Origin of the sequence: Limosilactobacillus avium (genome assembly GCF_947381485.1) — a bacterium.
In the GTDB taxonomy this organism is placed as follows: domain Bacteria; phylum Bacillota; class Bacilli; order Lactobacillales; family Lactobacillaceae; genus Limosilactobacillus; species Limosilactobacillus avium.
Genome location: NZ_CANCWN010000005.1, coordinates 75,590 through 101,056, shown reverse-complemented (window position 1 = coordinate 101,056; position 25,467 = coordinate 75,590). Strand labels below are relative to the sequence as shown.

Annotated in this window: 25 protein-coding genes; 3 read left to right on the top strand and 22 right to left on the bottom strand. The window is 49.8% G+C overall.

The features are described 5' to 3' along the window. Nucleotides 1-501, top strand: a 501-nt coding sequence (locus tag QOS01_RS03245) for an IS30 family transposase (protein ID WP_283621086.1), incomplete at its 5' end; no start/stop codon positions are given. Nucleotides 502-604: 103 nt separating this feature from the next. Here the strand turns inward: QOS01_RS03245 and QOS01_RS03240 are convergent. The 16 genes from QOS01_RS03240 to QOS01_RS03165 all read right to left on the bottom strand — a co-directional run bounded on the left by QOS01_RS03240 (nucleotide 605) and on the right by QOS01_RS03165 (nucleotide 18,001). Continuing rightward, on the bottom strand, nucleotides 605-1,354 hold the full coding sequence (locus QOS01_RS03240; protein WP_283621085.1) for a DUF1129 domain-containing protein: 750 nt from the start codon (nucleotides 1,352-1,354) through the stop codon (nucleotides 605-607). A 69-nt stretch (nucleotides 1,355-1,423) separates the two neighbouring features. Then, a complete protein-coding gene (ychF, locus tag QOS01_RS03235; RefSeq protein ID WP_047768972.1) occupies nucleotides 1,424-2,521 on the bottom strand; it encodes a redox-regulated ATPase YchF in 1,098 nt (365 codons plus the stop codon). Nucleotides 2,522-2,568: 47 nt separating this feature from the next. Continuing rightward, nucleotides 2,569-2,772 carry a DUF951 domain-containing protein gene (locus tag QOS01_RS03230; RefSeq protein ID WP_047768974.1) on the bottom strand — a complete coding sequence of 68 codons (204 nt, stop codon included), beginning with the start codon at nucleotides 2,770-2,772 and terminating at the stop codon, nucleotides 2,569-2,571. Between the two features lie 12 nt (nucleotides 2,773-2,784). Further along, complete coding sequence (locus QOS01_RS03225; RefSeq protein ID WP_283621084.1) at nucleotides 2,785-3,672, bottom strand: ParB/RepB/Spo0J family partition protein; 888 nt, start codon at nucleotides 3,670-3,672, stop codon at nucleotides 2,785-2,787. Next, the gene (locus tag QOS01_RS03220; RefSeq protein ID WP_283621083.1) at nucleotides 3,659-4,429 is read right to left on the bottom strand and encodes a ParA family protein; all 771 of its coding nucleotides are present in this window, start codon (nucleotides 4,427-4,429) and stop codon (nucleotides 3,659-3,661) included. The genes QOS01_RS03225 and QOS01_RS03220 overlap by 14 nt, the downstream gene beginning before the upstream one ends. A gap of 12 nt (nucleotides 4,430-4,441) precedes the next feature. Then, nucleotides 4,442-5,395: a ParB/RepB/Spo0J family partition protein gene (locus QOS01_RS03215; protein WP_283621082.1), complete on the bottom strand. Its 954-nt coding sequence runs from the start codon at nucleotides 5,393-5,395 to the stop codon at nucleotides 4,442-4,444. A gap of 13 nt (nucleotides 5,396-5,408) precedes the next feature. After that, entirely contained in the window at nucleotides 5,409-6,134 is a 726-nt protein-coding gene (rsmG, locus tag QOS01_RS03210) for a 16S rRNA (guanine(527)-N(7))-methyltransferase RsmG (protein WP_283621081.1), read from the bottom strand. A gap of 206 nt (nucleotides 6,135-6,340) precedes the next feature. Next, nucleotides 6,341-7,249 (bottom strand): ribonucleoside hydrolase RihC, encoded by a 909-nt coding sequence (gene rihC / locus QOS01_RS03205; protein ID WP_283621080.1) that lies wholly within the window; start codon nucleotides 7,247-7,249, stop codon nucleotides 6,341-6,343. 82 nt (nucleotides 7,250-7,331) lie between these two features. Next, nucleotides 7,332-8,534 (bottom strand): NupC/NupG family nucleoside CNT transporter, encoded by a 1,203-nt coding sequence (locus QOS01_RS03200; RefSeq protein WP_283621079.1) that lies wholly within the window; start codon nucleotides 8,532-8,534, stop codon nucleotides 7,332-7,334. A gap of 917 nt (nucleotides 8,535-9,451) precedes the next feature. Next, nucleotides 9,452-10,810: an amino acid permease gene (locus tag QOS01_RS03195; RefSeq protein WP_283621078.1), complete on the bottom strand. Its 1,359-nt coding sequence runs from the start codon at nucleotides 10,808-10,810 to the stop codon at nucleotides 9,452-9,454. Between the two features lie 294 nt (nucleotides 10,811-11,104). Further along, nucleotides 11,105-11,848 (bottom strand): amino acid ABC transporter ATP-binding protein, encoded by a 744-nt coding sequence (locus QOS01_RS03190; RefSeq protein WP_283621077.1) that lies wholly within the window; start codon nucleotides 11,846-11,848, stop codon nucleotides 11,105-11,107. A gap of 1 nt (nucleotide 11,849) precedes the next feature. Next, nucleotides 11,850-13,313, bottom strand: a complete 1,464-nt coding sequence (locus tag QOS01_RS03185; RefSeq protein ID WP_283621076.1) for an ABC transporter substrate-binding protein/permease — start codon at nucleotides 13,311-13,313, stop codon at nucleotides 11,850-11,852. Between the two features lie 284 nt (nucleotides 13,314-13,597). Further along, nucleotides 13,598-14,896, bottom strand: a complete 1,299-nt coding sequence (gene serS / locus QOS01_RS03180; protein ID WP_283621075.1) for a serine--tRNA ligase — start codon at nucleotides 14,894-14,896, stop codon at nucleotides 13,598-13,600. A 361-nt stretch (nucleotides 14,897-15,257) separates the two neighbouring features. Continuing rightward, nucleotides 15,258-16,181 (bottom strand): FAD:protein FMN transferase, encoded by a 924-nt coding sequence (locus tag QOS01_RS03175; RefSeq protein ID WP_283621074.1) that lies wholly within the window; start codon nucleotides 16,179-16,181, stop codon nucleotides 15,258-15,260. 9 nt (nucleotides 16,182-16,190) lie between these two features. Beyond that, nucleotides 16,191-17,426, bottom strand: a complete 1,236-nt coding sequence (locus QOS01_RS03170) for an NAD(P)H-dependent oxidoreductase (protein ID WP_283621073.1) — start codon at nucleotides 17,424-17,426, stop codon at nucleotides 16,191-16,193. Further along, nucleotides 17,426-18,001 (bottom strand): NADPH-dependent FMN reductase, encoded by a 576-nt coding sequence (locus QOS01_RS03165; RefSeq protein ID WP_283621072.1) that lies wholly within the window; start codon nucleotides 17,999-18,001, stop codon nucleotides 17,426-17,428. The genes QOS01_RS03170 and QOS01_RS03165 overlap by 1 nt, the downstream gene beginning before the upstream one ends. Nucleotides 18,002-18,228: 227 nt before the next feature. On the opposite strand from QOS01_RS03165, the gene rlmD reads away from it, so the two are divergent. Continuing rightward, a complete protein-coding gene (gene rlmD / locus QOS01_RS03160; protein WP_283621071.1) occupies nucleotides 18,229-19,620 on the top strand; it encodes a 23S rRNA (uracil(1939)-C(5))-methyltransferase RlmD in 1,392 nt (463 codons plus the stop codon). A gap of 64 nt (nucleotides 19,621-19,684) precedes the next feature. Beyond that, nucleotides 19,685-20,089 (top strand): hypothetical protein, encoded by a 405-nt coding sequence (locus tag QOS01_RS03155; RefSeq protein WP_283621070.1) that lies wholly within the window; start codon nucleotides 19,685-19,687, stop codon nucleotides 20,087-20,089. A gap of 150 nt (nucleotides 20,090-20,239) precedes the next feature. On the opposite strand, the gene QOS01_RS03150 is transcribed toward QOS01_RS03155, so the two are convergent. The 6 genes from QOS01_RS03150 to QOS01_RS03125 form a co-directional block, all read right to left on the bottom strand. After that, nucleotides 20,240-20,971 carry a B3/B4 domain-containing protein gene (locus QOS01_RS03150; protein WP_283621069.1) on the bottom strand — a complete coding sequence of 244 codons (732 nt, stop codon included), beginning with the start codon at nucleotides 20,969-20,971 and terminating at the stop codon, nucleotides 20,240-20,242. Nucleotides 20,972-20,991: 20 nt separating this feature from the next. Further along, nucleotides 20,992-21,444, bottom strand: a complete 453-nt coding sequence (locus QOS01_RS03145) for a MarR family winged helix-turn-helix transcriptional regulator (RefSeq protein WP_283621068.1) — start codon at nucleotides 21,442-21,444, stop codon at nucleotides 20,992-20,994. A 55-nt stretch (nucleotides 21,445-21,499) separates the two neighbouring features. Beyond that, nucleotides 21,500-22,126, bottom strand: coding sequence for a GyrI-like domain-containing protein (locus QOS01_RS03140; RefSeq protein ID WP_283621067.1), 627 nt, complete (start codon nucleotides 22,124-22,126; stop codon nucleotides 21,500-21,502). A gap of 291 nt (nucleotides 22,127-22,417) precedes the next feature. Then, a complete protein-coding gene (gene pyrR, locus QOS01_RS03135; protein WP_047769868.1) occupies nucleotides 22,418-22,954 on the bottom strand; it encodes a bifunctional pyr operon transcriptional regulator/uracil phosphoribosyltransferase PyrR in 537 nt (178 codons plus the stop codon). Nucleotides 22,955-23,125: 171 nt separating this feature from the next. Further along, nucleotides 23,126-23,917, bottom strand: coding sequence for a hypothetical protein (locus QOS01_RS03130; RefSeq protein WP_283621066.1), 792 nt, complete (start codon nucleotides 23,915-23,917; stop codon nucleotides 23,126-23,128). A 105-nt stretch (nucleotides 23,918-24,022) separates the two neighbouring features. After that, a complete protein-coding gene (locus QOS01_RS03125; RefSeq protein ID WP_283621065.1) occupies nucleotides 24,023-25,321 on the bottom strand; it encodes an adenylosuccinate synthase in 1,299 nt (432 codons plus the stop codon). Between the last annotated feature and the right edge of the window lie 146 nt (nucleotides 25,322-25,467).

The following is a 25,467-nucleotide window of genomic DNA, read 5'->3' as shown; positions in this document are numbered from 1 at the left end:
TCGATTGAAGATCGTCCAGCTGAAGCTTCTGATCGTAATATTGCAGGCCATTTTGAAGCTGATACAGTTTTATCTGGTAAGCGCAAAGGTCAAGCAGTAGCTACGTTTGTCGAACGCAAGAGTCGCCTTACTATCGTTAAACGGCTTGATGGACGAGATAGCACTTCAATGACTAAGGCTATCCTTGAATTAGCTAATCAATTAGGAACTAATCTCAAAACACTGACAGTTGATCACGGGAAAGAGTTCGCCAACTACCAATCAATTGAGGGGCAGACCGGTGTACCGCTGTATTTTGGCCATGCCTATTCCCCACATGAACGTGGCAGTAATGAGAATCGTAATCGAGTGTTGCGCCGCTTTATTCCCAAAGGTCAACCAATTGAAGAGATTAGTGATGATGAGTTAATTCAGATTAACTGGTATTTGAACTCACGGCCACTCAAATGTTTGAACTGGCGATCACCAATTGAGATCTTCTTGCTTAATCTACGTCACTGAATTTGTTCAAGTTATTTATTGCAATCTGCCATGTAAATAAAAAGGCGCTGGTACCTGGCAATTTACCAGGTCCGAGCACCTCATTAAATTTGATAGTTACCGACTAACGGCGACGTTGGCGACGACCGTACAGTCCCATTACGTGGAAGTGGTTTCTGAAGTAAACATCGCCACCGAAGCCAGCAACCCCGAAGACAATGTATAACCAACCATTAAGTACGGGGTTGATTGCGTTTGGCAGCATACTTGCCAGCATGTACAGCAACAGCCATGCCACCAGGGCAATTACGATAATCAAAATCCGCCAGATCAGTGGCCGCTTCTTCTTTGCCTGGGGCCGGATCTGCAAAAGGACGTAGCTAAACAGCAACCCCCCGATGATGGCAACCAGCAAGATGGCCGTGATCCCGGCGCTCCCGTTACGGTTAACCTTAAATGCAGCTGGTGATAAGACGTACATCAACCCGTACATAAAGGTAAAGATACTGAAGAAGATCAGGGTGTTATCCACCGCCAAAAGCTTGAACGACTCCTTGCGAACCGCCTCACTCGTTGGCTTAGGATGCTTCAGTTCGTTGGCGTACGCGGTCGGGGTTCCCAAGAGGGCCTTGGCGGTTTGCCCCTTCTTCTGTCCCTCCAGCAGCTTGTTGATGGTTTCTTGAATCATTGCCGGCTGCTTTTCCTTAGCAACTCCTTGCCGGTTCAGTTGCTTACTCAATTGGTAAATAAATTCTTCGTTTTTACGAGTTAACCCGTACTTGGCAAATGCACTGCCACTTTCCTGGCGCTGCTCTTTTGCGACCTGCTTTTGCCGCTGGCCCGCTTGTGCATTGCGTGGTTGTTCTTCACTCACAGTGAAACTCCTCTCATTTTTAGTATTAACGAAACGACGGTCAGCCGCACTGCGGTTCCGTCAGGCAAATTAGACATTGAAGCGGAATTCGACAATGTCACCGTCTTGCATTACGTAGTCCTTACCTTCCAGGCGGAGCTTACCGGCTTCCTTAACGGCCGCTTCGGATCCTAACTTGTCAAGGTCATCAAAGCTCATTACTTCGGCCCGAATGAAGCCCCGTTCGAAGTCAGAGTGAATGATCCCGGCTGCTTGGGGAGCCTTAGTCCCCTTGCGGAAGGTCCAGGCCCGGGTTTCTGGGCCACCAGCAGTGAAGAAGGTTTCCAGACCCAAGAGCTTGTAGGCAGCCCGAATCAACCGGTTCAGTCCTGGTTCCTTGACACCTTCCATCTCCAGGAAGTCCGCCTTGTCCGCGTCGTCCATTTCGGCAATTTGTTCTTCGGCTGCGGCAGCAACACCAATTACTTCACCGTCGCCCTTAACGTGTTCCTTGATCTGGTCCATGTACTTGTTACCGTCTGGGTTTGCCATGTCGTCTTCGGCAATGTTAGCAACGTACAGAACCGGCTTGCTAGTCAGCAGGAAGAGGCCCTTGACGATCTTCTTCTCGTCATCACTAAAGTCGATTGACCGGACACTCTTGCCGTCTTCCAAGACCGGCTTGATCTTGTTTAAAACGTCGAGTTCGGCTAAAGCGTCCTTGTCGCGGCCCTTAGCTGCCCGCTTAACCTTACTGAGGCGCTTGTTGACGGCATCCAGGTCGGCCATTACTAATTCCAGGTTGATGGTGTCGATATCGTCAATCGGGTCCACCTTCCCGGTAACACTGGTGATGTCGTCATCATCAAATGCCCGCACAACGTGAACAATGGCATCCGTTTGCCGAATGTTTTCCAGGAACTTGTTACCAAGTCCTTCACCCTTGCTGGCCCCCTTAACGATTCCGGCGATGTCCGTGAACTCAAAGGTGGTTGGGACAATCTTCTTCGCAGGGATAATTTCATTAATCCGGTCCAGCCGACTGTCGGGAACTTCCACCATTCCAACGTTGGGGTCAATCGTTGCAAATGGGTAGTTAGCCATTTCGGCGCCCGCCTTAGTAATCGCGTTAAATAGGGTTGACTTACCGACGTTTGGCAAGCCGACAATTCCTGCAGTTAATGACATGAAAATTCACTTTCCTTTTTTAGTTTATTAGTTAAATTATCCAACATCTAATTATTGGTTTGTGCTGGTCCTTTTTCAAGGACTTTCTTAAAACCCTTATCAAATTTTTGCCGGGTCATCATTACAACATGGCCGCATCCCTCACACTGGATTTTGATATCGGCGCCGACCCTGGTAATCAACCAGCGGTTCGTGCCACACGGGTGGGCCTTTTTCATTAAGACAATGTCACCTTTATCATAAGCTGCCATAACGAATTCCTCCTAGTCCAATGAGATGTCTAACACTTCTAGTATCCGGGTCAGGTCATCATTAGATGTATAGGGGATCTCAATCTTCCCGGTCCCCTTCTTCCGGCTCTGGGCAACGGATACCTTTGTGCCGAACTTGCTCTGTAGTTGTGCCTCTGCTTCACGAATATAAACAGGCTTCCGCTGGCTCTTCCGTTGGGCCTTCTTCTTGGCCGTCCCGTTCATCTCGGCAACGATTTCTTCAAGCTGACGGACCGTCAAGTTCTTATCCATTGCCCGCTTAGCCAGAGAAACCAGCTTTTTCTTATCCTTCAAGCCGAGGATCGTCCGGGCCTGGCCCATTGAGAGCCGGCCGTCGTTTAACGCGTCCTTGATCATCTTCGGCAGGCCCAACAGGCGCAGGTAGTTGGCAATGTACGGACGGCTCTTCCCTAACCGACTAGCCACCTGGGCCTGGGTCAGTGAAAGCTTATCCATTAAGGTCTGGTAAGCTTGGGCCTCTTCCAGGGGAGTCAGGCCTTCCCGCTGGAGGTTTTCCAAGACGGCCACTTCCATCATCTGCTCGTCACTCATGTTGCGGACGATTGCGGGAATCGTGGCCTGCTTAGCAATCTTGGAAGCCCGAAAACGCCGCTCACCCGCGATCAACTCGTAGCGTTCAATCTGCGGATCAGGCTGGCGGAGGATCACCGGCTGGAAGACCCCCGTCTTTTCGATTGACTTGGCCAGCTCGTTCAAAGCTGCCTTGTCAAAGGTCCGCCGGGGCTGGTAGGGATTCGGCCGAATTAGCGTTAACTTAATATCCTGGACGTTTTCACCGTTTTGCGGTTCATCAATGGTGTTTTCTTCAAACAGGGCCTCAATACCGCGGCCGAGGCCACCCTTTTTACGCTTTGCCATTGTTAGCTAACACTTCCTTTGCTAGTTCCTGGTAAACATGTGCCCCCCGTGAACGTTTGTCGTAGTCGACAATTGCGAGCCCGTGGCTCGGCGCCTCTGACAGGCGGACGTTGCGGGGAATCACTGTCTTGTAAACCCGGTCGCCGAAGAACTTCCGCACCTCCGCATTGACCTGCTGGCCGAGGTTGGTGCGCTTATCGTACATCGTGAGCAGTACCCCTTCGATTGCTAGGTTCGGGTTAAAGTGCTTCTGAACCAGCTTGATGGTGTTCAAAAGCTGGCTAAGCCCTTCCAAAGCGTAGTATTCACTTTGAACCGGGATTAGGATCGAATCACAGGCCGTAAAGGCGTTGATCGTAAGCAGCCCTAAAGACGGTGGGCAGTCGATCAGGATAAAGTCGTAGTTATCCCGGACATCCCCGAAGGCGTCCTTCAGCCGGGTCTCCCGGGCCATCAGGTTGGTCAATTCAACTTCGGCCCCGGACAGGGCAATCGTGGTGGGCGCAATGTCCAAGCCCTTATGACTAGACGGGCGGATGACATTTTTAAGTGGTTCGTCGTTAATTAAGACATCGTAAACGCTCTTCTCGATGTCCCGCTTCTCAATTCCCAGTCCACTGGTGGCATTTCCCTGGGGGTCAAGGTCAATCAGGAGGACCCGCTGGCCCTTATCCGCTAGGCACGCTCCCAGGTTAACACTGGTGGTGGTTTTGCCGACACCACCCTTTTGGTTAGCTAATGCAATTACAGAACCCATTTACCATGCCTCCTACTGTTTCTTCGGAATTTCAATTACCAACTGGTACAACTTGTCATCGTTCTTTTCCTGGGTCGTAACCGTGAACCCACTGTCCTTTGCCAGTTGAATTGACTTTTTAATCGTGTTCAGTGCCAGGCGGGCATCGTTGATCTGCTTAGCCGGCTTGGCCTTCCGCTTGGCCCGACTCTTCTTCTTTTTTGCCGGGGCGGATGACTGCTTAGCACCGACTGGCGGGTGGGGTTCGCCACTTGGGGCAATTGATGCCAGTTCCCGTTGGCGGGCAGCAGCCTTCTGCTTGGCAATTTCGGACGGTAGCGGCCGGCCGAGGGTCTTGGCCACCTCATCTTCCGTCTGCCGAACCGTGAGCCGGTTGTTGACGACCTTCATCAACATGTCGCGCTGCTGCTTCTCATCGAGGTCCAGCATTGCCCGCCCGTGCCGTTCTGTGATCCGGTGGTCAAGGATGGCCGTTTGGACTGGCTTGATGAGCTTTAAAAGCCGGAGCTTATTGGCAACAAAGGACTGGCTCTTACCCATCCCCTTTGCCAGGGCCACCTGGGTCAAGTGGTTGAGGTCCATTAACCGCCGGTAGGCCTGGGCCTCTTCTACAGAGCTCAGTTGTGACCGCTGCAGGTTTTCAACCAGGGCCAGTGAGGCGGCCTCATGGTCACTCATCTTTTCAATGATTGCCGGAGCGGTCTCCCATTCGAGGAGCTTCATTGCCCGGTAACGCCGCTCCCCAGCAATGATTTCGTACTTGGCGGGCTCGTATTCACGGACCACAATTGGCTGCAGGAGCCCGTGTTCATCAATCGTTTGGGCCAGTTCCCGAATACCGTCCTTGTCGAATACCTGACGGGGTTGGTAACGGTTAGGAATGATCTGGTCCAGTTTTACGTCAACCACCTTTTGCTTGGTGTCATTATTTTCACTTTTTCCAAAGTTAAATAACGAAAAAGCCATTGCTTATTCCTCCTTACTGAAGTGGTTTCTTATTGGGCAGTCCCGGGCGCCGGGGATACTTGGCCGGGGTGGCTGCTGCTTTTGCAATAATGATAATCTTGCGCTGTTCATCTGTCCGGGGGAGGTTCAAACTGACTTCCTTTTGGACCCGGCCACCCAACTTCTTGATTGCTACCTGGGCCGCTGCCAGTTCATCGTCGGCCGCGCTTGCCTTATAAGCAAGCATCTCGCCACCGACCTTAACGGCAGGTAGGCATAATTCACTTAAAACCGCTAAGCGGGCCACTGCCCGGGCGGTAACAATGTCGTACGCTTCCCGATGCTGACTCTTTTTGTTGGAGAAGGTTTCGGCCCGGTCATGGATCAGGGTTACCCCCCGCAGGCCCAGGCGGTTAACCAGTTCCTGCAGGAAGTTGATCCGCTTATTCAGCGAGTCCACAATCGTCACCTTAAGCTGGGGAAAGGCGATCTTGAGTGGTAATGATGGGAAGCCCGCCCCAGCGCCAATGTCACACAAGGTTAATTCTTCCGTCTGTAAACGGGGTTCGGCAAGTGCGCCGGTAATTGAGTCATAAAAATGTTTAAGGTACACATCGTTTTTCTCGGTAATCCGGGTTAAGTTGACCTGCCGATTGGTGGTTACCAGCAGTTGGTAGTAAAGTTCGAACTGCGCCATCTGCTTGTCATTAATAGTAATCCCCTGATCAGCCAGGGCCATTTGAAATTGTTCTGGATTCATGAGTTAAGCGCTCCTTTTTCGTGAAACATAATTGTTTCACGTACTACTATACTGTAACGTAAAAAGACCGGTCTTTCAACTATTTGGGCGATATAAACCCGAAATATTTCCCGGGAAATAATTCCATAATTGGGAACTAAATTTCCCCAAATAAAAAGACGCACCGGTGGTTTTCTCCCGCCAGGTGCGTCAATAACTATTGATTTTTAGTTCATCTTGCTGACTTCATCCAAGAACCACTTGTTGAAGTATTCAGCATCGATGTCGAGGCAAACTTCAGCGTTCGTCTTACCATCATGGTAGGCACCACGAATATCAGCAACGGTTGCCCCAATTGCTGGTCCGCTTGTCTGAACGTCAACCCACATCTTCTTCGTGGTAAAGGCTTCAGGGTGCAGCAGGTAGAAGATGGTGTTAACATCGTGCATTGGCCGTCCTTCATCCGTCCCGTCATTATAGTGGGTAATCAGGGCGTGGAGCATTTCCCCGGTCTTGTTCATCTTACCCAGTTTTTCGATTGTTTCCTTTGTCAGCAGGGCCTTCAGGGTAACGTCCAGGCCAACCATCACGATTGGAATACCGGCATTGTACATAATCCGGGCAGCATCAGGGTCGGTGAAGACGTTGAATTCGGCAGCACTCGTCATGTTACCACCGGATACGGACCCACCCATGGCAACGATCCGATTGATGTGGCTCTTTACCTCTGGGTATTCGCTGAACAGTAAGGCGATGTTGGTGTAGGAGCCGGTTGGAACCAGGGTCACCTCATCTTCAGCCATGATGGCGTCATGAAGGGCTTCGACAGCGGTCTTGTTGATTGGCTTACCGTAGTCGTCCCCGAAGTCGTAACCGGGCATCCCTGATTCACCGTGAATCCGGGCGGCATCTTCGAATGGCTTGATCAGTGGTTGTTCAGCCCCAGCAGCAACTGGAATATCCTTACCAAAGAAGTGAACAATCTTCAAGGCGTTAGCGGTTGTCTTGTCAACGGTGACGTTCCCGGCAACGGCGGTAACCAGCTTGAGGTCAATTGCCGGGTCGTTGATGGCCATCGTTAAGGCCGCAGCGTCATCAATTCCGGGATCGGTGTCCATAATAATTTTAGTGGTCATATCTATTTCCTCCTAAATATCTGCAAGCGTTTTCGAAATTGTGGTTAAAAAAAGCAGCTCTTCCAAGCTGCTTTTAAATTTTTTACCAAACGAACAGACCAACAAAGGCAGCAGACAGCAGAGATACCAAGATACCAGAAAGTAACAGGTAACCAATGTTGTGAGCGATGTAGTCGTTATCTTCCTTGTCAGCCAAGCCCTTGAAGGCACCGATGATCATCCCAAGGGTACCAAAGTTGGCGAAGGAGGTAACGAAGACAGTCAGAACCGCCTTCAAGTGTTCTGGGTAACTGTTGATTGAGCCAGAAACCTTACCCATAACAACGAATTCGTTAGTAACTAACTTCATACCCATGTTTTGTGCCAAGTCCCATGCTTGGTGAACTGGGAGACCCAGTAACCAGGAGAATGGGAACATGATGCAACCAAGGATACTTTCCAGTGACAGTGGCTTCCAGAACAAGCCTAAGATCTTGTCGATCAATGCGGCTAAGGCAACGAAGGCAACAACGTTAGCAATGATGATTAAGATCAGCTTACCAGCGCCCAGGATGGAGTCACCCAAGAAACTGAAGAATGGTTCCTTCTTACCGTTGTCAGTTGCACCAACCTTTTCGATGGTATCTTCTTCTGGTGCCAACTTGACTGGGTTCAACATACTAGTGGCAATCAATGCGTTAATAATGTTGATTGGCACCGCCGTCAAGATGTATTGACCAGGCATCATTAAGATATAAGAACCAAGAATTGAGGCAGTAACACAAGACATTGACATCATGGCCAAAGTCAAGTTACGTTCCTTGCTCATCTTCCGAATCTGCATACCAGAAACGGCCAGCACTTCGGTGTTCCCTAAGAACATCATTTCAACAGCAAAGAAAGATTCGAACTTTGGTTGACCAGTGATGTAGGAAAGTCCCCGTCCGATCCACTTAATGATCCATGGCAAGAAGCCAATGTAAGTCAAGATATCGAACAGTGGAACAATCATCAGGATTGGCATCAGTGCAGAACAAATGAAGTTCAAGTTCTTAGCATTGTACCAGTCACCCAATGCAAAGACAGTCCCCTTTGCGGATACGTCAACGATCCACACGAAACCGTCAGCAGCAGCCTTAACACCAGCACGTCCGGCGGATGAACCCGTCAAAAACCATGCCAGGATAAGGTTAATGACAATCATGATCCCGACCGTCTTCCAGTTAATGGCTTTGCGGTTCTTTGAGAACAGCCAACCAATAGCGAGGAACACAATCAGTCCAAGAATATTGATTGCAAGATACATGGTTGAAATACACCCCTTATAAAAAAATCCATGTAATAAACTCGTCAACCACACTACTTAAATCGATAATAAATAATTGCTTCTTGTGGTGGGTTAACTTAACGATTTAAGGATATCTTAAATTTTGGCCCCTGTAAAGCGGCAAATATTTCAAAGTTTGTGAAATGATAGCGTTCCCCTTTTAAAATAACTTCGTAAAACGTTTTATGCCCAGCGACATTGAAACGTTTTACTAATCAAGAAAACGTTCACAAAGAATTTAAACTTTTTTGTAAGCGCTCACTTTGTTAGCAAAAATATTTGTCTTATTTCGCAAAAAAGGCAAACCTGTTTAGCAGTTTTACCTGCTACCAAGTTCGCCCGTTAGTACTGGGATAATGAATAAATATTCATTATCTTGTGCCCCTGCCAAGGAACTCCATTATAGCAAATTCCCCGGGAAATATTTAAACCAAAAAGCGGAGACAACTTAATGTCTCCGTGCTCCCGATGAAGAGGATGATGGACCCAAACTTTTAATTAAGATTCGTTAACGTGTCTTTAATACCTGTTCTTCCGCCAAGGATGAAGAACTTAAAAAGCTTAATCATTTAAGGTTGTAGATATGGCCACTAATTTTTAGCTAACATACTTTTCAAGGAAACTAAAGCGTTTCATGTGGAGTGGGGTGTCGTTAATTATCGTGTTATTAATTAACTAGCTTCAAAGTAGTTTATTATGAGAAGATGTTCGTTCAAAATAGCCCATATCCTCTTCACACTTTTAGTATAGTCTCTCCCGTTTTAAAGGTCAAACAAAGCGCGCCATGTCAACAATGAGAGCGGTTTTATAAAGTGGACATTTCCTAAAAAATTACCCGATTAGAAAAAACATTTTAAACTCTTTTTACCAGTTTGATTAATATCTGATGATAAAAATTATTTTTGCTTTTTCCCCTTAGCCGTGAAGTTAAACACCACTGCTAAGATGGCGAAGATAATGATTGAGAGAATCAATGGAATCCGGGTCGCATCGACGAAGAAGAGGACCACTAAAACGCCCAAAAAGAAGACGATCGTCAGCCAGCTCGTCACTGGGTACCCCGGCATCATAAAGCGGTGAATGCCTTTCGGGTGGGCCTGACGGAACTTGACATGGGCAAAGAGGATGATCAGCCAGGTAAAGATGAAGAAAATCGTGGAAATCCCGGAAATGACGTTAAAGATTCCGGCGGGCATAACGTAGTTCAGGATAACCGTGATGAACAGGATAACCGTCGAAAAGGTCAGGGCCTGAGTCGGTACGGCCTGAGGACTCAGGCTACCGAAGCGTTGGGGCGCGTTGCCGCTCTTTGCCAGGGCATACAGTGACCGGCTCGTGCTGAAGATCGCACTGTTGGTTGCCGACATTGCCGCCGTCAAGACCACGAAGTTCAAGATTCCAGCAGCTGCGGGGATCCCGATTGCCGCGAAGACCTGGACAAAGGGACTGGAGGTCTCCTTAACCCGGAACCACGGGTAAATCGACATCAGGGCAATCATCGAACCGATATAAAAGAGACCGATCCGGACCGGTAGGGTGTTGATTGCGTTCGGAATGTCCTTTTGGGGGTTCTTGGTCTCCCCGGCGGTCAGACCAACCATTTCAATTCCAACAAAGGCAAACACAACCATCTGGAAGGACAGGAGAAAGCCCGCCGGACCTGTGGGGAAAAAGCCTCCCTGGTTAACCAGGTTCGCCAGGGTCACGGTCCGGCCGCTCACCCGCGCGTGCATCACGATCAAAACCAGGCCGACGACGATCAGGGCCACGATTGCGAGGACCTTAATCATTGAAAACCAACTTTCCAGTTCCCCAAAGAGGCCGACGTTGATCATGTTAATCACCATTAGAATAACCAAGATTAATAGGGGACCCACCCACTGGGGAAGGTTTGGGAACCAGTAACGAAGGTAAATCCCGGTCGCCGTCAAGTCGGCCATCGCCAGGGTCAGCCAGCAGGCCCAGTACATCCAACCGGTGATAAATTCCATCCGGTCACCAAGGTAGTACTGGATGGCATCGATGAACGAGTGCCGGGAAGTATCCTCTAAGAGCAGCTCACCGAGCGCCCGCATCATGAAGAAGATGAAGACCCCGACAATTAAATACGAAAGGATAATCGAAGGTCCCGCTTCATGGATTGCTGAACCAGAACCCAGGAACAGCCCTGTTCCAATCGCCCCACCGATGGCAATCATTGTAATGTGGCGACTCTTTAGTGACCGTTTTAGCTTCTGTTGTTGCTGCTTGTCCATTCTGTAACCTCCTTAAGTTAAATACTGACTATTCGTGGGGGAAAATAAAAAACGCCCCTGGTAATACACCAGGGACGTTTCTTGACGCGGTTCCACCCATCTTCATAGCCTTACTAGACTACCTCTCGGTTGATAATGGAACCACCCATTTCACGTACATGCCATTTCGCTAGACCGGGCTTGCACCACCTGTCCGGTTCTCTAAAGCTAGCGATTAATTAGAAGATGTTAATTATTCTATAATGTTCTTTGGGAAATGTCAAACGATTTTCAAAATTAATTTCAAATTGTTCGTTAGACGTTCAGGACCTTGTCCAGGAAGTTCTTGGTGTCTTCCTGTTGTGGGTGGTCAAAGATTTGTTCTGGGGTCCCCTGTTCACGAATATTACCATCGTGGAAGAAGACGACCCGGTCTGCCACCTGCTTGGCAAAGCCCATTTCGTGGGTAACCACGATCATCGTCATCCCCTGCCGGGCAAGGTTCTTCATGACCTCCAGAACGTCCCCGACCATTTCGGGATCCAGGGCACTGGTTGGTTCGTCAAAGAGCATCACGTCCGGTTTCATGGCCAGCGCCCGGGCAATGGCCACCCGTTGCTTCTGCCCACCGGAGAGGGTCTTCGGGTTGACGTTGGCCTTTTCCTTTAAGCCGACCACTTCTAGGTAGTGGAGGGCGTCTCTTTCAGCTTCCTCCTTGGTCTCCTTCTTCAGTTGCACGGGAGCCAGGGTAATGTTTTCCAAAACGGACATGTTTGGGAAGAGGTTAAAGTGCTGGAAAACCATCCCGATATTTTCCCGAACTTTGTTAATGTTCACCTTCGGGTCGGCGATGTCGTAACCGTCAACGTAGACGTGCCCACCATTCGGAATTTCCAGCCGGTTCAGGCACCGTAAAAAGGTACTCTTCCCCGAACCGGAAGGACCAATCATGCAAACCACTTCACTCGGCTTAACATTCAGGTTGATCCCCTGGAGAACTTCATTCTTCCCGTAACTCTTGTGGAGGTCCTTTACTTGTACTTTGTATTGTTTATCCATATTAAGCCATCCTCTTTTGAATGTAGTTTGATAACCAGGTCAGCAGGGTAATGATGATGATGTAGATTGTCCCAATGATTAACCACATCTTGAACCCTTCCATGTTTTGTGAAATGATCACTGTCCCGGTCTGCGTCAGTTCCATGACCCCAATTGCCGAAAGAATGGAAGTATCCTTCAAAGTGATGATGAACTGGTTGACCAGGGATGGGACCATGATCTTAATTCCTTGTGGTGCCACAACCTTGATCAAGGCCTTCCGGTATGGCAGTCCCAAGCTCCGGGCCGCTTCCCATTGGCCAGGGTCAACGGCATCAAAGCCACCCTTAACGATGGCCCCGATGTAGGCCCCTTCGTCAAGCATCAACGTCATGATCCCGGCGAGGAACAGTGGGACCTTGTGGCCAATCACGTTTGGCAACCCCATGTAGATGAAGAAGGCTAAAACGATCATTGGCAGTCCCCGGAAGATGTAGATAATGACACTGGAGATTCCGTTGGCAATTTTACTCTGCATAACTCCCAGGACACCGAGAATCAGGCCGAAGATCATCGCTAAGATAATCCCGACAATCGTCAGCTGTATAGTCATCCATAAACCGTTAAGCAGTGCTGTCCGGTTAGCCTTCAAGAGGCCAAGGATTGTCCGGCTAGCAGTGCTACTCTTGGTTGTCTTGCTGCTCTTCGTGTACTTGTTGACGATTTGCTTCATTTGGCCGGTCTTGTTCAACCAGTCAATCCCGTCGTTAACCTTCTTTTGCAGTGCCAGGTTCTGGCCCTTTTGGAAACCAACCGCCACTGGTTGGGCATCAATTGGTTTCTTGGTAACGATCTTCAGTGGGACCCCGGTCCGAATCCCGTATTGAAGAACTGGCCCGTCATCAAAGGTAGCGTCGGTGTTTCCGTTCTTAACATCGTTCCACATCGTGTTTGAAGAGTCGAAGTAACGGATTTTGTACCCGTACTTCTTCTGGTTCTTCTTAACAAAGAGGGCGGCACTAGTCCCGGACTTAGCCGAAACCACCTTCCCCTTCAACTGCTTCAGGGAAGTAATCTTGCTGTTCTTGGCAACCGCCATCATGACACCGTCTGTGTAGTAGGGCTTGGAGAAGTCAAACTTCTGTTTCCGCTCGTTAGTGACGCTCATCCCGGCGATGACGGCGTCAACCTGGCCGCCTTCCAGAGCCTGCAGGTCTCCGTTAAAGCTCATTGGCTTGAGCTTGTACTTGAAGTGTTCGTGCTTGGCAATCTTCTTTAGCATTTCGATTTCAATTCCGGGGTTCTTACCGGAATAGCCACCCTTGCTATCCTGAATTTCGAAGGGCTCGAACGTGTTGTTGGTGGCAAAGGTGTAAGTCGGTTCGGCGGCAGACACACTCTGTGGTTCGACTAGTGACCACCCTACTGCAATCCCGAGGACTGCGATGAAGGTGGCTAGTATTTTTTTCCAACCTATTTTCCGCATTATCAACCGACTCCTTTTAATCAAATTTTAACGTTGCTAATACATTATCACCGCATCCGGCGAAAGTGAATAGGATTAAGAAAAAAGCATGTATCTCAAAGATGGTAGCGGTTTAAACAAAATTTAAGTAAGAATTTAGACCCATTTAACTTTAAAAAATTAACGTCATTTTTATATTCCCTAGCAATTATTAAAATCTTCTTATTTTAAGCCAAACAAAAAAAGCACCGCACTTCCGGACGAAGATCCGGACGTGTGCGGCGCCTGTTAATCATATTAAGTTATTACTTGTTACGGAATGGAACGGCGTTTTCCTTGGTGATCTTAGTAACCCCGTGCATGTATGGTACTAAGACATCTGGAATCGTTACGGAGCCATCTTCGTTTTGGTAGTTTTCCAGGATGGCGGCAACGGTCCGACCAACGGCCAAACCAGAACCGTTCAGGGTGTGAACGTATTGCAGGTTACCGTTCTCGTCCCGGTATTGGGTGTGCATCCGCCGAGCTTGGAAGTCGGTACAGTTAGAACAACTCGATACTTCACGGTACTTGTTCTGGGCAGGCATCCACAGTTCGATATCGTGGGTCATGGCTGCCGTGAAACTCATGTCACCGGTGGTCAAAGTGATAACGTGGTATGGAATGTTCAACTTCTTCAAGATGTTTTCACCGTTAGCGGTCATCTTTTCAAGTTCATCCCATGAATCTTCGGGCTTAGTGTACTTAACCATTTCAACCTTGTTGAATTGGTGCATCCGGATCAAACCACGGGTGTCACGACCAGCGGCCCCGGCTTCAGAACGGAAGCAAGGCGATAAGGCGGTGACGTATACTGGCAGTTCTTCGGTTGGGATAACTTCACCACGCAGGTAGTTTGTCAACGGCACTTCGGCAGTTGGGATCAGAGTCATGTCCTCACCGTTTACCCGGTAAACAGAGTTCCGGAATTTTGGATATTGACCAGTCCCGTACATTGATGCGGCGTTAACGATGTATGGTGGCAGAACTTCGGTGTAACCGTCCTTCATGTGTTCGTCCAGCATGAAGTTGTAAACGGCCCGTTCCAGTTGGGCACCTAAACCAAGGTAGTAGACGAAACGAGCACCAGATACCTTGTGGGCCCGGTCGAAGTCCAGGATTCCCAGGTTAGTACCAATGTCCCAGTGGTGCTTTGGTTCGAAGTCGAACTTACGGATGGTGCCGACCTTCCGTAATTCAGTAGCCCCTTCTTCCGTCAGGCTAACTGGTACGTCGTCGTGCGGGATGTTAGGAATCCCGGCCAGCAGGTCGTGCAGCTTTTCATCATTGGCGTCAACCTTTTCGTCGAGTTCCTTGATGTCGGCACCCAGCTTACGCGTTTGGGCAATTGCTTCATCAGCATTTTCGCCATTCTTCTTGGCTTCACCAATCTTTTCGGTGGCTTCGTTTCGTTCGGCCTTCAGGGCTTCGGTCTTTTGCAGAAGTTCACGCCGCTTCTTATCGAGGTCAAGGACTTCATCAATTTCTTCCGGCTTAACGCCACGGGTGGCTAATTTCTTCTTGTAGAAATCTGGGTCTTGACGCATCTTCTTAATATCTAACATAATTCTACCTCCGAATATAAAAGAGCCATTCCATCCTCAAATATTTTGGGACGAAATGGCTCTAGTTCCGCGGTACCACCCAAGTTTGACCTCAATAGTCACCCTCATGATGGATAACGGCCACCAGCCGTGCGGCATTACCCGCCCACAAACTTAACTGCACCGGAGTTTCGGTTAACTGCTCGCACCACCCGCAGCTTCTCTGGTAACCTACTTAAAATGCATTTCGTGTTTGATATTGATTATGATACTATTATATTTTTTCTTATTTGGCAAGGCTTTCTTTAAATATTTTATGAGAAAAAATTATCTCACCTTTAAGAAACGTAATAGTGGCGCCGTTTCCAGCGCCACTAATTTTTTAAAGATTTACGTTTACGATGTGCTCATCATTGTGGATGAAGACGGCTCCCCGGTTACCCGGCTGTTCCTCCCAGCCGGCAATTGGTTCCCCGTTGAAAAAGAGCCGCTTGGCCTCCACTTCCCCCAGCACGGACTGGTCAGTAAAGACCGTTACGCTGCTCAGGTCAGTTTCCAAAGGGTACCCGGTCCGCGGGTCCAGCAAGTGGTGGTAACGCTTGCCGTTCTTCACCAAGAAACGCTCGTAGATCCCCGAAGTGACCGCCGAGCACGCGGACTGGCAAACCGTCTCCATGTTCTGCCCCCGCTTCAGTTGGGGATCTTGAACACCGATGATCCACTGGCCATCTGGACGGCGGGGTGACTTCCCAACAAAGAGGAGGTTACCGCCTAGGTCAATGATCCCGGCTGGTACCCCGGCACTTTGCCAGTAGTCACGCAGGCGGTCGGCAATGTAGCCCTTGGCGATGCCGCCCAGGTCGAGTTCCATCCCCGGCTGTTCCAGGTAAACCGTCCGGTTCTCGTCGTCGAGCAGGACCTGGTAAGGGTCAATCAACCGCAGGCGGTCCTTAATTGCGGCGTCACTGGGCACGTTGGCCCCGCTAAAACCAATCTTCCACAGCTTGACGAGGGGCCCAATCAGGGCGTTAAAGCCAAAGTTCTCTCGGCTGTAGTGAACCGCCAATTTGATAAGGTCGTAGGTCGACTGTGAAACCAGCTTCGGCGTATGACCGGCAGCCTGGTTGACCGACATGACCTCAGAGACCGGCCGGTTAACCGTCAAGCGGTCCTCGTAGCCGTCAATTAGCTTCATCGACTTACTAAGAATCGGGAAGTACTGGTCACCGTAAACCGTTAAGACAATCTTGGTACCAAGAGCATGGTGGACCATACTATGCCGTTGGGCCATTAACTCGCTTGCCATCGTGCATTCCTAGTTTTCGGAAGCACCAGTGGTGGCGTCCGCACTTTCGTCATCAGCGTCAACACTGCCACTTTCTGAAGCAGCAGAGGTGGCGTCACTGTCGTCAGCTTGGGCCGGGGTTTCGTCCCCTGCGGAAGCATTAGCGGTGTTGTCAGCACCCGTTTCGGATGCCCCAGTTGAAGCATCGACCGTTTCACTGGCGGCTTCGTCAGCGTCGTCGTGCTTGGAAGCACCAGTCGTTGCGTCTGGCTTGTTGTCCCAAGCACCGTTTTCGAAGAGGTTGAGGATGTATTCAACACTCCCCGTGAACTCGATGGTCCCCAGGTAGTGGCCGTCAATGTCACGCAGGGCATAGTATTGGATCAGTGAACGGTGGCCGTTCATCCACAGTGGACGGGTAACGACATCCTTCTCCCCGTCACGGAAGCTGTTGATAATCTTGGTGACGATCGGCACGGCCTTCGGTGGGTGACACTCAGTGATTGGTTCGTTTAGGGAAGCCACGCTCCGGACGTGTTCCCGGTTTGGCTTGTCTGAGTACCAGGCAAAGCGGTCAGAACTATCAACCAAGTCAATTTCAAATGGAATTGTACTGAAAATCTGTTGAACTTCTTTTAATGACAGGCGACCCGTTGGGAAATTAATGTAGGCATCGCTAATCTTTGGGCGTTTGATAGGCATCTGAACTTCCTCCTCATCAACATTTTTGAATACCTGAATATACTGAATAAAGCTAGTAAAGCACTTCTCCAGGTTGTCCCGCATGTTTTCATTGATCAGGCGGCCATCCTTAGAAAATACACGACTAGCCCCACCAATCAAGACTTCGTTGCCGGGCAATAAGTTAGCATCACAGTCTGGTGAAATCAAAATTTGCCGCATCTGGACTTGGGAGCGGGCAGATGCTTGACGGCCATAGGAAACCCCCACGACCATGACTGGCTTGTGCTTCAGTACTTCAGTGTGATAAGAAAGCCATTCCGTGGCACTCTTCAGTGCGGCCGGGATTCCGTGGTCATATTCTGGTGTTGAGAATACGACCCCGTCAGCAGCCTTCACCTTTTGCTTTAACTTCCAAACCTCGGTCTGTTCTTCCAGCGGAACGTCCACACTAAAGGCGGGCAGCTTGCTAATTTCGTAAATTTCGATGTCGGCCATCTGCTTAAAGTGCTTCTTCATAAACTTAAGTAAGATCCGGTTGTATGAGAAGTTTGCGTTGGTCCCGACTAAAGCTAAAATCTTCATTAGTCCTTTGCCGCCTCCTTTTTGGCAACCATCCCGTTGATTGCTTCTGCGTATGGCTTAAACTCACTGATACACTTGTTGAGGAAACTAATTGTCCCTTCATCAGTGATGTTACCGTCCTTATCAATCATATCTGCAACATTACTCATAAAGAATTCTTCACCTTGGAAGACATGGGCATTGACCCCGGGAGAGATCAAGATGTCCCGCAATTGGACTTGCGAACGGGAGGAACCTTGCTCATGGGTTGACGCACCGATGATCATTACCGGCTTGTTTTCTAGTGGGTGGAGTTCGTATGACAGCCATTCAACCATGCTCTTCAAGGCCGAGGTGATTGAGTGGTTATATTCTGGGCTGGCAATAATTACCGCATCGGCCGCGGCAACCCGGCGGTCAATATCAGCAACTACTTCCGGCGTCTTTCCTTTGTAGTTTTCGTTAAAGAGGGGAACCTTGCGAATGTCAATTACATCGACATCGTCAGTATCACGAAGGTCTTTCGCAATAAACTCTAACAGCATTCGATTATAAGAATGGTTCGCGTTGGATCCTGCAATTGCAGCAATCTTCAAGACATGTCACTTCCTTATAATAATTTATGCAACATTTCACATTGTCATTTTACTATATTTTTGTAAAGAGCGACACCAATCGGCAACAATTATTAGCGATTATTTAAATTATTAGATAATTTTCAAAGATTTGATTATAAAGTTACCCTTTCAATACAGGGTACCCCCGCCACATTCTTAAGGGGGAGATGTGCTAAAATAGAGGAACTACTATAAGGAGAGTAAGCATGGCAAAAGATAAAGCTGCGTCACAAGTTGAAGTTAATGTTGGCGACCGTTTCCCCCTGACGATCCGACGACTGGGAGTCAACGGTCACGGAATCGGTTATTTTAAACACAAGGTCTGCTTCGTTCCCGGGGCCCTGCTCGGTGAAGTAGTCGTGGCGGAGGTCACTAAAGTTCACCCCCGCTTCCTTGAGGCCAAGATTCACCGGATTCGGAGAAAGAGCAAGCACCGTGTGGCCCCCCGCGATAGCTACGCCAACGTGGCCGGGGGCTTCGAACTAGAAAACCTGGCCTACCCCGAACAACTAAGGTTTAAGCGCCAGGTTGTAATTGACAGTTTGGAAAAATTTCAGCCTTACGGTTACCGCAACTACGATGTGCGCCCGACCATCGCCGCACCGGAACAGTACCACTACCGGAATAAGGCCCAGTTCCCAATGCGGATGGTTGACGGCCACGTGGTCGCTGGTTTATATAAGCCCAACAGTCACGACATTGTTGACATGCAGGAGTGTGCCGTCCAAATGCCCCGGACGATGAAGGTCGTCAACACCGTTGTTAAGTTGATTGAGGAACTGCAGATTCCTGTCTACGATGAAGACCACAACAGCGGCATCATCAAGACGGTCGTCGTTCGCGAATCCTGGACGACCGGCGAGATTCAGCTGACTTTAATCACCAACACCCCTAAGCTGATCCACAAGCACCAACTCCTCGATAAAATTGCGGAACAGCTACCAGAAGTTGTTTCCGTAATGCAAAACGTTAATCCGGGGGATACGCCACTGGTCTGGGGTGACCAGATGATCCACCTGGCCGGCAAGGAAGCCATCACCGAGAGCCTGATGGGGCTGGATTTTAAGCTCTCTGCCCGGTCTTTTCTGCAGCTCAACCCGGAACAAACCGAGACCCTTTATGAACAGGCAGCCGAAGCCCTGGAGCTCGATAAGAACGATACCCTGATTGATGCCTATGCCGGGATTGGGACGATCGGCCTGTCTCTGGCACCCCGGGTTAAGGAAGTCCGGGGGATGGAAGTCATTCCCGAAGCCGTGGCTGATGCTAACGCCAATGCCAAGCTTAACGGCATCGCAAACGCCCACTACGAAGTCGGCAAGGCCGAGGACGTGATGCCAAAGTGGCTTGCCGAAGGGCTCCAGTTCGACGCCCTCGTTGTTGACCCGCCACGGGTGGGCCTGGATGAAGCCCTCATCAAGCAGATTCTCAAGGTTAAGCCCCGCAAGTTTGCCTACGTTTCCTGTGGGATGGCATCGCTGGCCCGCAACCTCCGGCGCCTAACCAGTGTCTACCACGTTGACTACATCCAGCCAATCGACATGATGCCGCAAACTGCTCGTTGTGAAGCCGTTGTCAAGTTATCGCTGCGGCATTAAATTAGTGTGGCCCCAGCGAGTGTGTTATCATTAATATCTAATAAGAAAGAAGTGGAAAAGAGATATGCAAAACCCGTTTGGCAACAACAATAACGACGGTCAAAACCCATTTAACTTAAATAATCTCCCCTTACCACCAAATTACGCAAAGATAGTTAATGATCAAGGCGACATCCGGATCTCCAAGGTGGGAATTTCATGGACGACCCTCTGGTTTGGCCCGTTTCCGGCCCTCTTCCGGGGCGACTACTACAATTTCATTTTAATGATCGTTCTCGATATCGACTACGCCCTGGTTGCCATGTTCTTTGGGCTGAATTGGCTCTTGGATTTCCCATGGCCATCACTAGCGTTTGCTCTTTTGTACAACATGATGTACTTCAAGCACCTGTTCAACCGTGGCTACCGCCCAGCAGACCAGCGCTCAAAGCAATTACTAATAAACGCCCGTTATTGGAAAGATAAATAATTTCCCGGGAAATAAACAAGCTGGGAAAAGCAACAGCGTGCTCCGTATGGCTAGTATAGGAGTACGCTGTTTTCCGCGATTACTGTATAATATTCAGAAAACTGAAAGATGCTGGGAGAAAAAATGGTTTTCTCCCAGCATCTTTGCGTTTTATTTCATCAAGTTGTCTGGACCAACCGCAACCGGTTGGTCCTTTGTCAGGCGGAAAACCGGGCTGGGCTGAACGTCGAAGTAACGGTTAATAAGCTTACTTAATTCTGCCATCGCCTCGTTGGCCCGGGTTGCCTGCTCCGGATTGACCGCTTCGATCACGGCCACGATGTTTTGTGAATCCGCCGTCAGCATTGTCCGCTGGGCATCCCGCCAGTTCAGGCACCGGCAGACTGCGCCCTGGTCATCATAGTAGGCAACCTCACCTGGCATGGTGGGCTCGTCCCCGTCGGCCCCAACCGGCTGGAAGGATTGGCCCCCATCAACCTGGCCCAGGTGCATATCACCGGCAATCTTATCCCGGTCCTCGATTCCCACCGGGACACCATAAGTCAGGGAAACACTGTTATACACGTCCACTAAGGGGTCAATCGGGTCAAAATTGCGGCCCTGGTTAACCCGTTTCAGCAGCGCCTCAATTGAAGAACGGGCACCCTTTTTCTTTTTAAACTGCTGGAATGCGCCCCGCCACTGGTCAACAACCGGGTTCAGGCGGAAAGTCTCGTTCGTTAGAAACTGACCCGCCGCAGCGGTGGCGTCTTTCAGCAACTGCTGACGCTCCGTTAACTTGGCCTGGTCATCATGGTTGTCAATGCCGTTTGCGTATAGGATATTGACCTGGGCATCCGGAAAGATTTCCCAGAAGCTTGGGTCGACAATTACTTGCTTCATAATCTTGCTCTCCTTGAACACTAGTATTTTCGCTTACCACCATGCTTTACGAAATCCCAGTCACCGTCAATATTGTGGCGGGCCCGACTAAGGAAGTTGTGCAACTGCTGGGCCTCCTTCTCCGTGAACCCTTTAAGGGCAACGGCGTTCGAGTGTTCATTTTCCCGAATGATAAAGGGGTAAACCTGCTTTCCCTTTGCGGTAACGTAAAGGTGCTTGATCTTCTTATTGTCGGGGTCCCGACGGCGTTCAATCAAGCCGTTTACCTCTAACTTTTTTACTGCCCGGGCGATGGTGGTGCGGTCTACTTTTATCAGGTTGGATAACTGTTCCGAAATGATTCCCGGGTGCTCGTAAATCCGGACCAGGTACAGGTACTGCCCCCGCGCCAGGTCAACCTTCTTAAACTCAATGTTGGCGATTGAATCCAGCGCCCGGTCAATCATCCCAATCTCGCGTAAAATATCAACCATGATAAAACTCCTTGCTCAAATACTATAACAATTTTGTTGCAAATGCAATAAAAAATTATTTAACGGGTAACCGGAGAACTGTTTTCAGGTTTGCTTCCTGCGTCCGCCGGGGGTCAGAAAGGTACAGTTCGTGGTGGTGACGGTGGTCATTAATGTCTAACTGAAGACCCTTTTGGGCAATGAAGTCATGCAGTTTAGCCACCGTCGCCGGTTCATTATCGTAGGAACCCACGTGGAGGACCTGGACACACAGGCCCTCATGCTGGGGTAAGAATTCCACTTTAGAGAAATCGACGCCCTTTTTGGCCTGCGCCGTTTGAATTGCCCAGTCAAACGTTGCCTGGTCAACAAAGTCGGGCAAGCGGATCATCGAGATAAAATTGAACCGCTCCTTGTGCTGGTAGTCGACGCCCTTAACGCCATCTTGCCACCAGTAGCCCTCAAGTGGCGGGACTACGAAGTCAAAGTATCCCGGAATGTGGTGGTCACCCTTCTTGCTCATCTTGATGGTGTAAGCAACCGGGTACAGCAACTGCAGCGATTGTTGGTACTCACCGTTAATCTCGTTGGGGTCACCGTGCCCCCGAACTGCCAAGTAATTCATGGCAGGTACATCAATCACCATCGGCCGCTTTCCCAGGTTATATAAGTCTTTCTGCTCTTTTTTAAAACTGTACGCCATAACTGCACCCCCCACATTTTGTTAACTTTATTATAATTTATTTCTTGGGGTTCGTTTCTAATTTCTTTTCCTTCAAGGATAACGTGCTCTGCGGCCGCGTGCCTACTGCTTAGCAGGCAAAAGGACCGGACGCCTTCGCGCCCAGCCCTTTTGCCATGTTCCCTTTTATTTAGTGGATAACGTGCTCCGTGCCGCCGGACCTACTGTCTAGCTACAGGCCGAACTCGACGCGTTCCGCGTCAAGTTCGGCCTTATGCTAGCCATACGGCCCTAATCCGCGGCACTCCGCACTCAGTTTCGTTCAATCGTTATATCCTCATGACCGTCATATTCCTCCACAGCAACGTGGACCGTCTCGTCCGCCGCCGTTGGGATGTTCTTACCCACAAAGTCCGGCCGGATCGGCAGTTCCCGGTGTCCCCTATCTACCAGAACCGCCAGCGAAATCCGCTTCGGCCGGCCCATGTCCATCAGGGCATCCAGAGCCGCCCGGACCGTCCGTCCCGTGAACAGTACGTCGTCAACCAGGATAACGTGCTTATCGGTAATATTAACGTCTAACTGCTTCGTTCGCACAGTCGGCTCCACGTGGTTATCCGGAACGTGCCGGTCGTCACGATATAAGGAAACGTCGAGCGCTGCCACTGGAACATCAACGTTTTCCAACTGGTCGAGCCGCTTGGCCAACCGCTTGGCAAGGTAAATTCCTCGGGTCTTGATACCGACAAAGACCAGGTTTTCGACCCCCTTGTTCTGCTCAATAATTTCGTAAGTGATCCGGGTCAGCGCCCGCTGCATACTTGACCCATCAACAATTTCATGTGCCATTTTTCTGCTCCTCCTTTTTCCATCCTCAATTCCATCTTAAAAAAGTCCTCCATCAGCATCGTAAACTAACGGAGAACTCGGTTACTTTCTTCATCGTTCCTTGCTGGTCTCACGGGGCCACTTAAAGGGTATTTACTTTATTTTAATCGGCCAATAAATGACTGTCAATTATTAGTTACTGAAGCGGTCAAGCCAGGAAGACAACTTCTGCGAAACTGCATCCCAAATCTGGTCAAAGCCCGGTTGCTTCTTCAGGTTGTTCACCACGTTTACCCCGTCCTCTGGGTCCTGGCGAACTTTGTTAACCACGTTCGTCACTTGGGTTAAGTGCTCCCGGGTACTGGAACTCTGGGTCTGGTCCTGGAGTTGCTGGTTCTGCGACTCGATTTTGTCCAAGCGGTTATTCAAGGCCTGTTGGTCGTGATCCTTTTGGTACTGTTGGGCCGCTCCCTTTAGCTGGGCAACCTGGTTAGCCAGCTTCTGGTTATCCGAGCTCAGCTTCGAAATACTGCTGGAATTCTGTTCGATCTGGCTGCTCTGCTGGTCGTTATTTGCCGCCTGCTCCTGTTGCTGGGCCCGGTTATGGGCACTGACTCCCCACCACACCAGCAATAGGATAATCACTACCAGGATGGCAATTGCCCAGTAGTGTTTCTTCTTGTTCGGTGTTTGCGGTGTCGGCTTGGCCGGTGACTCAATCTGACTGGCCGGCCGGACATGCAGCGTCACCGATTCCTGGGCGGTCTGCCCGCTGGCATCCATTACACTCAGTGCGACCGGATACTCACCCTGCTGGTCAATATTGACCTGGGTTAAGTTTAGGACAACCTTGTTGGTCAGGTCCTCCCCGTTGACCCCCGTGGCGTGCACGCCCAGCTGGGTCATCAGGTCAGCCTGGTTGATGGTCTGGTGAAGGGGCCAATCCAGGTAGTGACGGACCATGGTAATTTCAACTTTAGCCATTTTATTTAATACCTCGCCTTAGATTATTGCCCTAATTATACCGTGTTTACCGCAACAAAAGAAGGGAGCGTCGTGGCGCTCCCCCTTCCTTATTAAAATCTTCAATTACTTTTCGGCAATGTCCCAGGGGTCCTTAACGATAATCGTTTGGATCCGGTCGGCCCCAACAGAGACGGTGGCCAACGGAACATTGGACAATTCACTAACCCGCTTCAGGTAGTTTTGGGCGTTTTCTGGCAGGTCTTCGAACTTCTTAACACCAGTGATGTCTTCGTCCCAACCAGGCAGTTCGTCGTAAACTGGTTCACAACGTTCCAGTTCCTTCAGGCTAGCTGGGTAGTAGTCGATTTCCTTGCCATCAAGCTTGTAGGCCTTGCAGATCTTGATGGTCTTCAGACCGGTCAAGACGTCCAGCAGGTTAAGGCTCAGGCAGGAAAGACCCGATACCCGTCGTGCGTGGCGCATTGCCACACTGTCGAACCAGCCAACCCGCCGTGGCCGTCCGGTAACGGTCCCGTATTCGTGACCGGTTTCCCGGATCTGGTCACCAACTTCATCGGTCAGTTCAGACGGGAATGGGCCAGCACCAACCCGGGTGGAGTAAGCCTTGCAAATCCCGACAACGGTGTCAATCTTGTTAGGGCCAATCCCGACCCCGGTGCAGACACCACCAGCGATTGGGTTAGAAGCAGTAACGTATGGGTAGGTCCCTTGGTCAACGTCCAGCATTACCCCTTGGGCCCCTTCGAAGAGGACCCGCTTGCCGTCGTCAATTGCGTCATTTACGATCCGGGCAGTGTCAGTGACGTACTTCTTCAATTCTTGACCGTATTCATAGTAACTTTCAAAAATATCATCAAAGTTGATTGGGTCAACGTGGTAGAGTTTGGTGAACAGTTCGTTCTTTTCTGCCAGGTTCCGTTGCAACTTGATCTTGAAGGTGTCCTTTTCCAGTAAGTCGCACATCCGGATGCCGACCCGGGAAACCTTGTCCATGTAAGTTGGGCCAATTCCGTTCTTGGTCGTCCCTACCTTGTGGTCACCCTTGGCCTTTTCTTGGCACTTATCCAAAAGAATGTGGTAGGGGAAGGTAACGTGTGACCGGCTCGAAATCCGGAGGCCAGAAGTGTCAATCCCGTTGTCTTGGAGGTAATGCAATTCCTTCAACAAGGCCGGTGGGTTGATAACAACACCGTTACCAATAACCGCTAACTTGTCCTTTCCAAAAATACCAGATGGTACCAACCGCAGGGCAAACTTCTTACCATCAAAAGCGATGGTGTGGCCCGCATTGTTACCACCCTGGGAACGAACGACCACGTCCGCGTTTTGACTCAGGTAATCGGTCATCTTACCTTTCCCTTCGTCTCCCCATTGACTACCAACAATAACAACTGATGACATTATTTTCACCTCATCGTTTATTTTCGTAAAAAGACGTTTTTACTTCACTATCCTACCGAAATTGCCGGCGCAGGTCAATGCTTTTTCGAACATTTTTTGAAAATCGCTCAAAAAATGTACGCTCTTATTGTTGACGGGTCCCGATC

Bases quoted from the DNA above. Each gene is read 5' to 3' on its own strand.
- ychF (WP_047768972.1), bottom strand. From the start codon at position 2,521: ATGTCATTAACTGCAGGAATTGTCGGCTTGCCAAACGTCGGTAAGTCA.
- QOS01_RS03230 (WP_047768974.1), bottom strand. From the start codon at position 2,772: ATGGCAGCTTATGATAAAGGTGACATTGTCTTAATGAAAAAGGCCCAC.
- QOS01_RS03225 (WP_283621084.1), bottom strand. From the start codon at position 3,672: ATGGCAAAGCGTAAAAAGGGTGGCCTCGGCCGCGGTATTGAGGCCCTG.
- QOS01_RS03220 (WP_283621083.1), bottom strand. From the start codon at position 4,429: ATGGGTTCTGTAATTGCATTAGCTAACCAAAAGGGTGGTGTCGGCAAA.
- QOS01_RS03215 (WP_283621082.1), bottom strand. From the start codon at position 5,395: ATGGCTTTTTCGTTATTTAACTTTGGAAAAAGTGAAAATAATGACACC.
- rsmG (WP_283621081.1), bottom strand. From the start codon at position 6,134: ATGAATCCAGAACAATTTCAAATGGCCCTGGCTGATCAGGGGATTACT.
- rihC (WP_283621080.1), bottom strand. From the start codon at position 7,249: ATGACCACTAAAATTATTATGGACACCGATCCCGGAATTGATGACGCT.
- QOS01_RS03200 (WP_283621079.1), bottom strand. From the start codon at position 8,534: ATGTATCTTGCAATCAATATTCTTGGACTGATTGTGTTCCTCGCTATT.
- QOS01_RS03195 (WP_283621078.1), bottom strand. From the start codon at position 10,810: ATGGACAAGCAGCAACAACAGAAGCTAAAACGGTCACTAAAGAGTCGC.
- QOS01_RS03190 (WP_283621077.1), bottom strand. From the start codon at position 11,848: ATGGATAAACAATACAAAGTACAAGTAAAGGACCTCCACAAGAGTTAC.
- QOS01_RS03185 (WP_283621076.1), bottom strand. From the start codon at position 13,313: ATGCGGAAAATAGGTTGGAAAAAAATACTAGCCACCTTCATCGCAGTC.
- serS (WP_283621075.1), bottom strand. From the start codon at position 14,896: ATGTTAGATATTAAGAAGATGCGTCAAGACCCAGATTTCTACAAGAAG.
- QOS01_RS03175 (WP_283621074.1), bottom strand. From the start codon at position 16,181: ATGGCAAGCGAGTTAATGGCCCAACGGCATAGTATGGTCCACCATGCT.
- QOS01_RS03170 (WP_283621073.1), bottom strand. From the start codon at position 17,426: ATGAAGATTTTAGCTTTAGTCGGGACCAACGCAAACTTCTCATACAAC.
- rlmD (WP_283621071.1), top strand. From the start codon at position 18,229: ATGGCAAAAGATAAAGCTGCGTCACAAGTTGAAGTTAATGTTGGCGAC.
- QOS01_RS03155 (WP_283621070.1), top strand. From the start codon at position 19,685: ATGCAAAACCCGTTTGGCAACAACAATAACGACGGTCAAAACCCATTT.
- QOS01_RS03150 (WP_283621069.1), bottom strand. From the start codon at position 20,971: ATGAAGCAAGTAATTGTCGACCCAAGCTTCTGGGAAATCTTTCCGGAT.
- QOS01_RS03145 (WP_283621068.1), bottom strand. From the start codon at position 21,444: ATGGTTGATATTTTACGCGAGATTGGGATGATTGACCGGGCGCTGGAT.
- QOS01_RS03140 (WP_283621067.1), bottom strand. From the start codon at position 22,126: ATGGCGTACAGTTTTAAAAAAGAGCAGAAAGACTTATATAACCTGGGA.
- pyrR (WP_047769868.1), bottom strand. From the start codon at position 22,954: ATGGCACATGAAATTGTTGATGGGTCAAGTATGCAGCGGGCGCTGACC.
- QOS01_RS03130 (WP_283621066.1), bottom strand. From the start codon at position 23,917: ATGGCTAAAGTTGAAATTACCATGGTCCGTCACTACCTGGATTGGCCC.
- QOS01_RS03125 (WP_283621065.1), bottom strand. From the start codon at position 25,321: ATGTCATCAGTTGTTATTGTTGGTAGTCAATGGGGAGACGAAGGGAAA.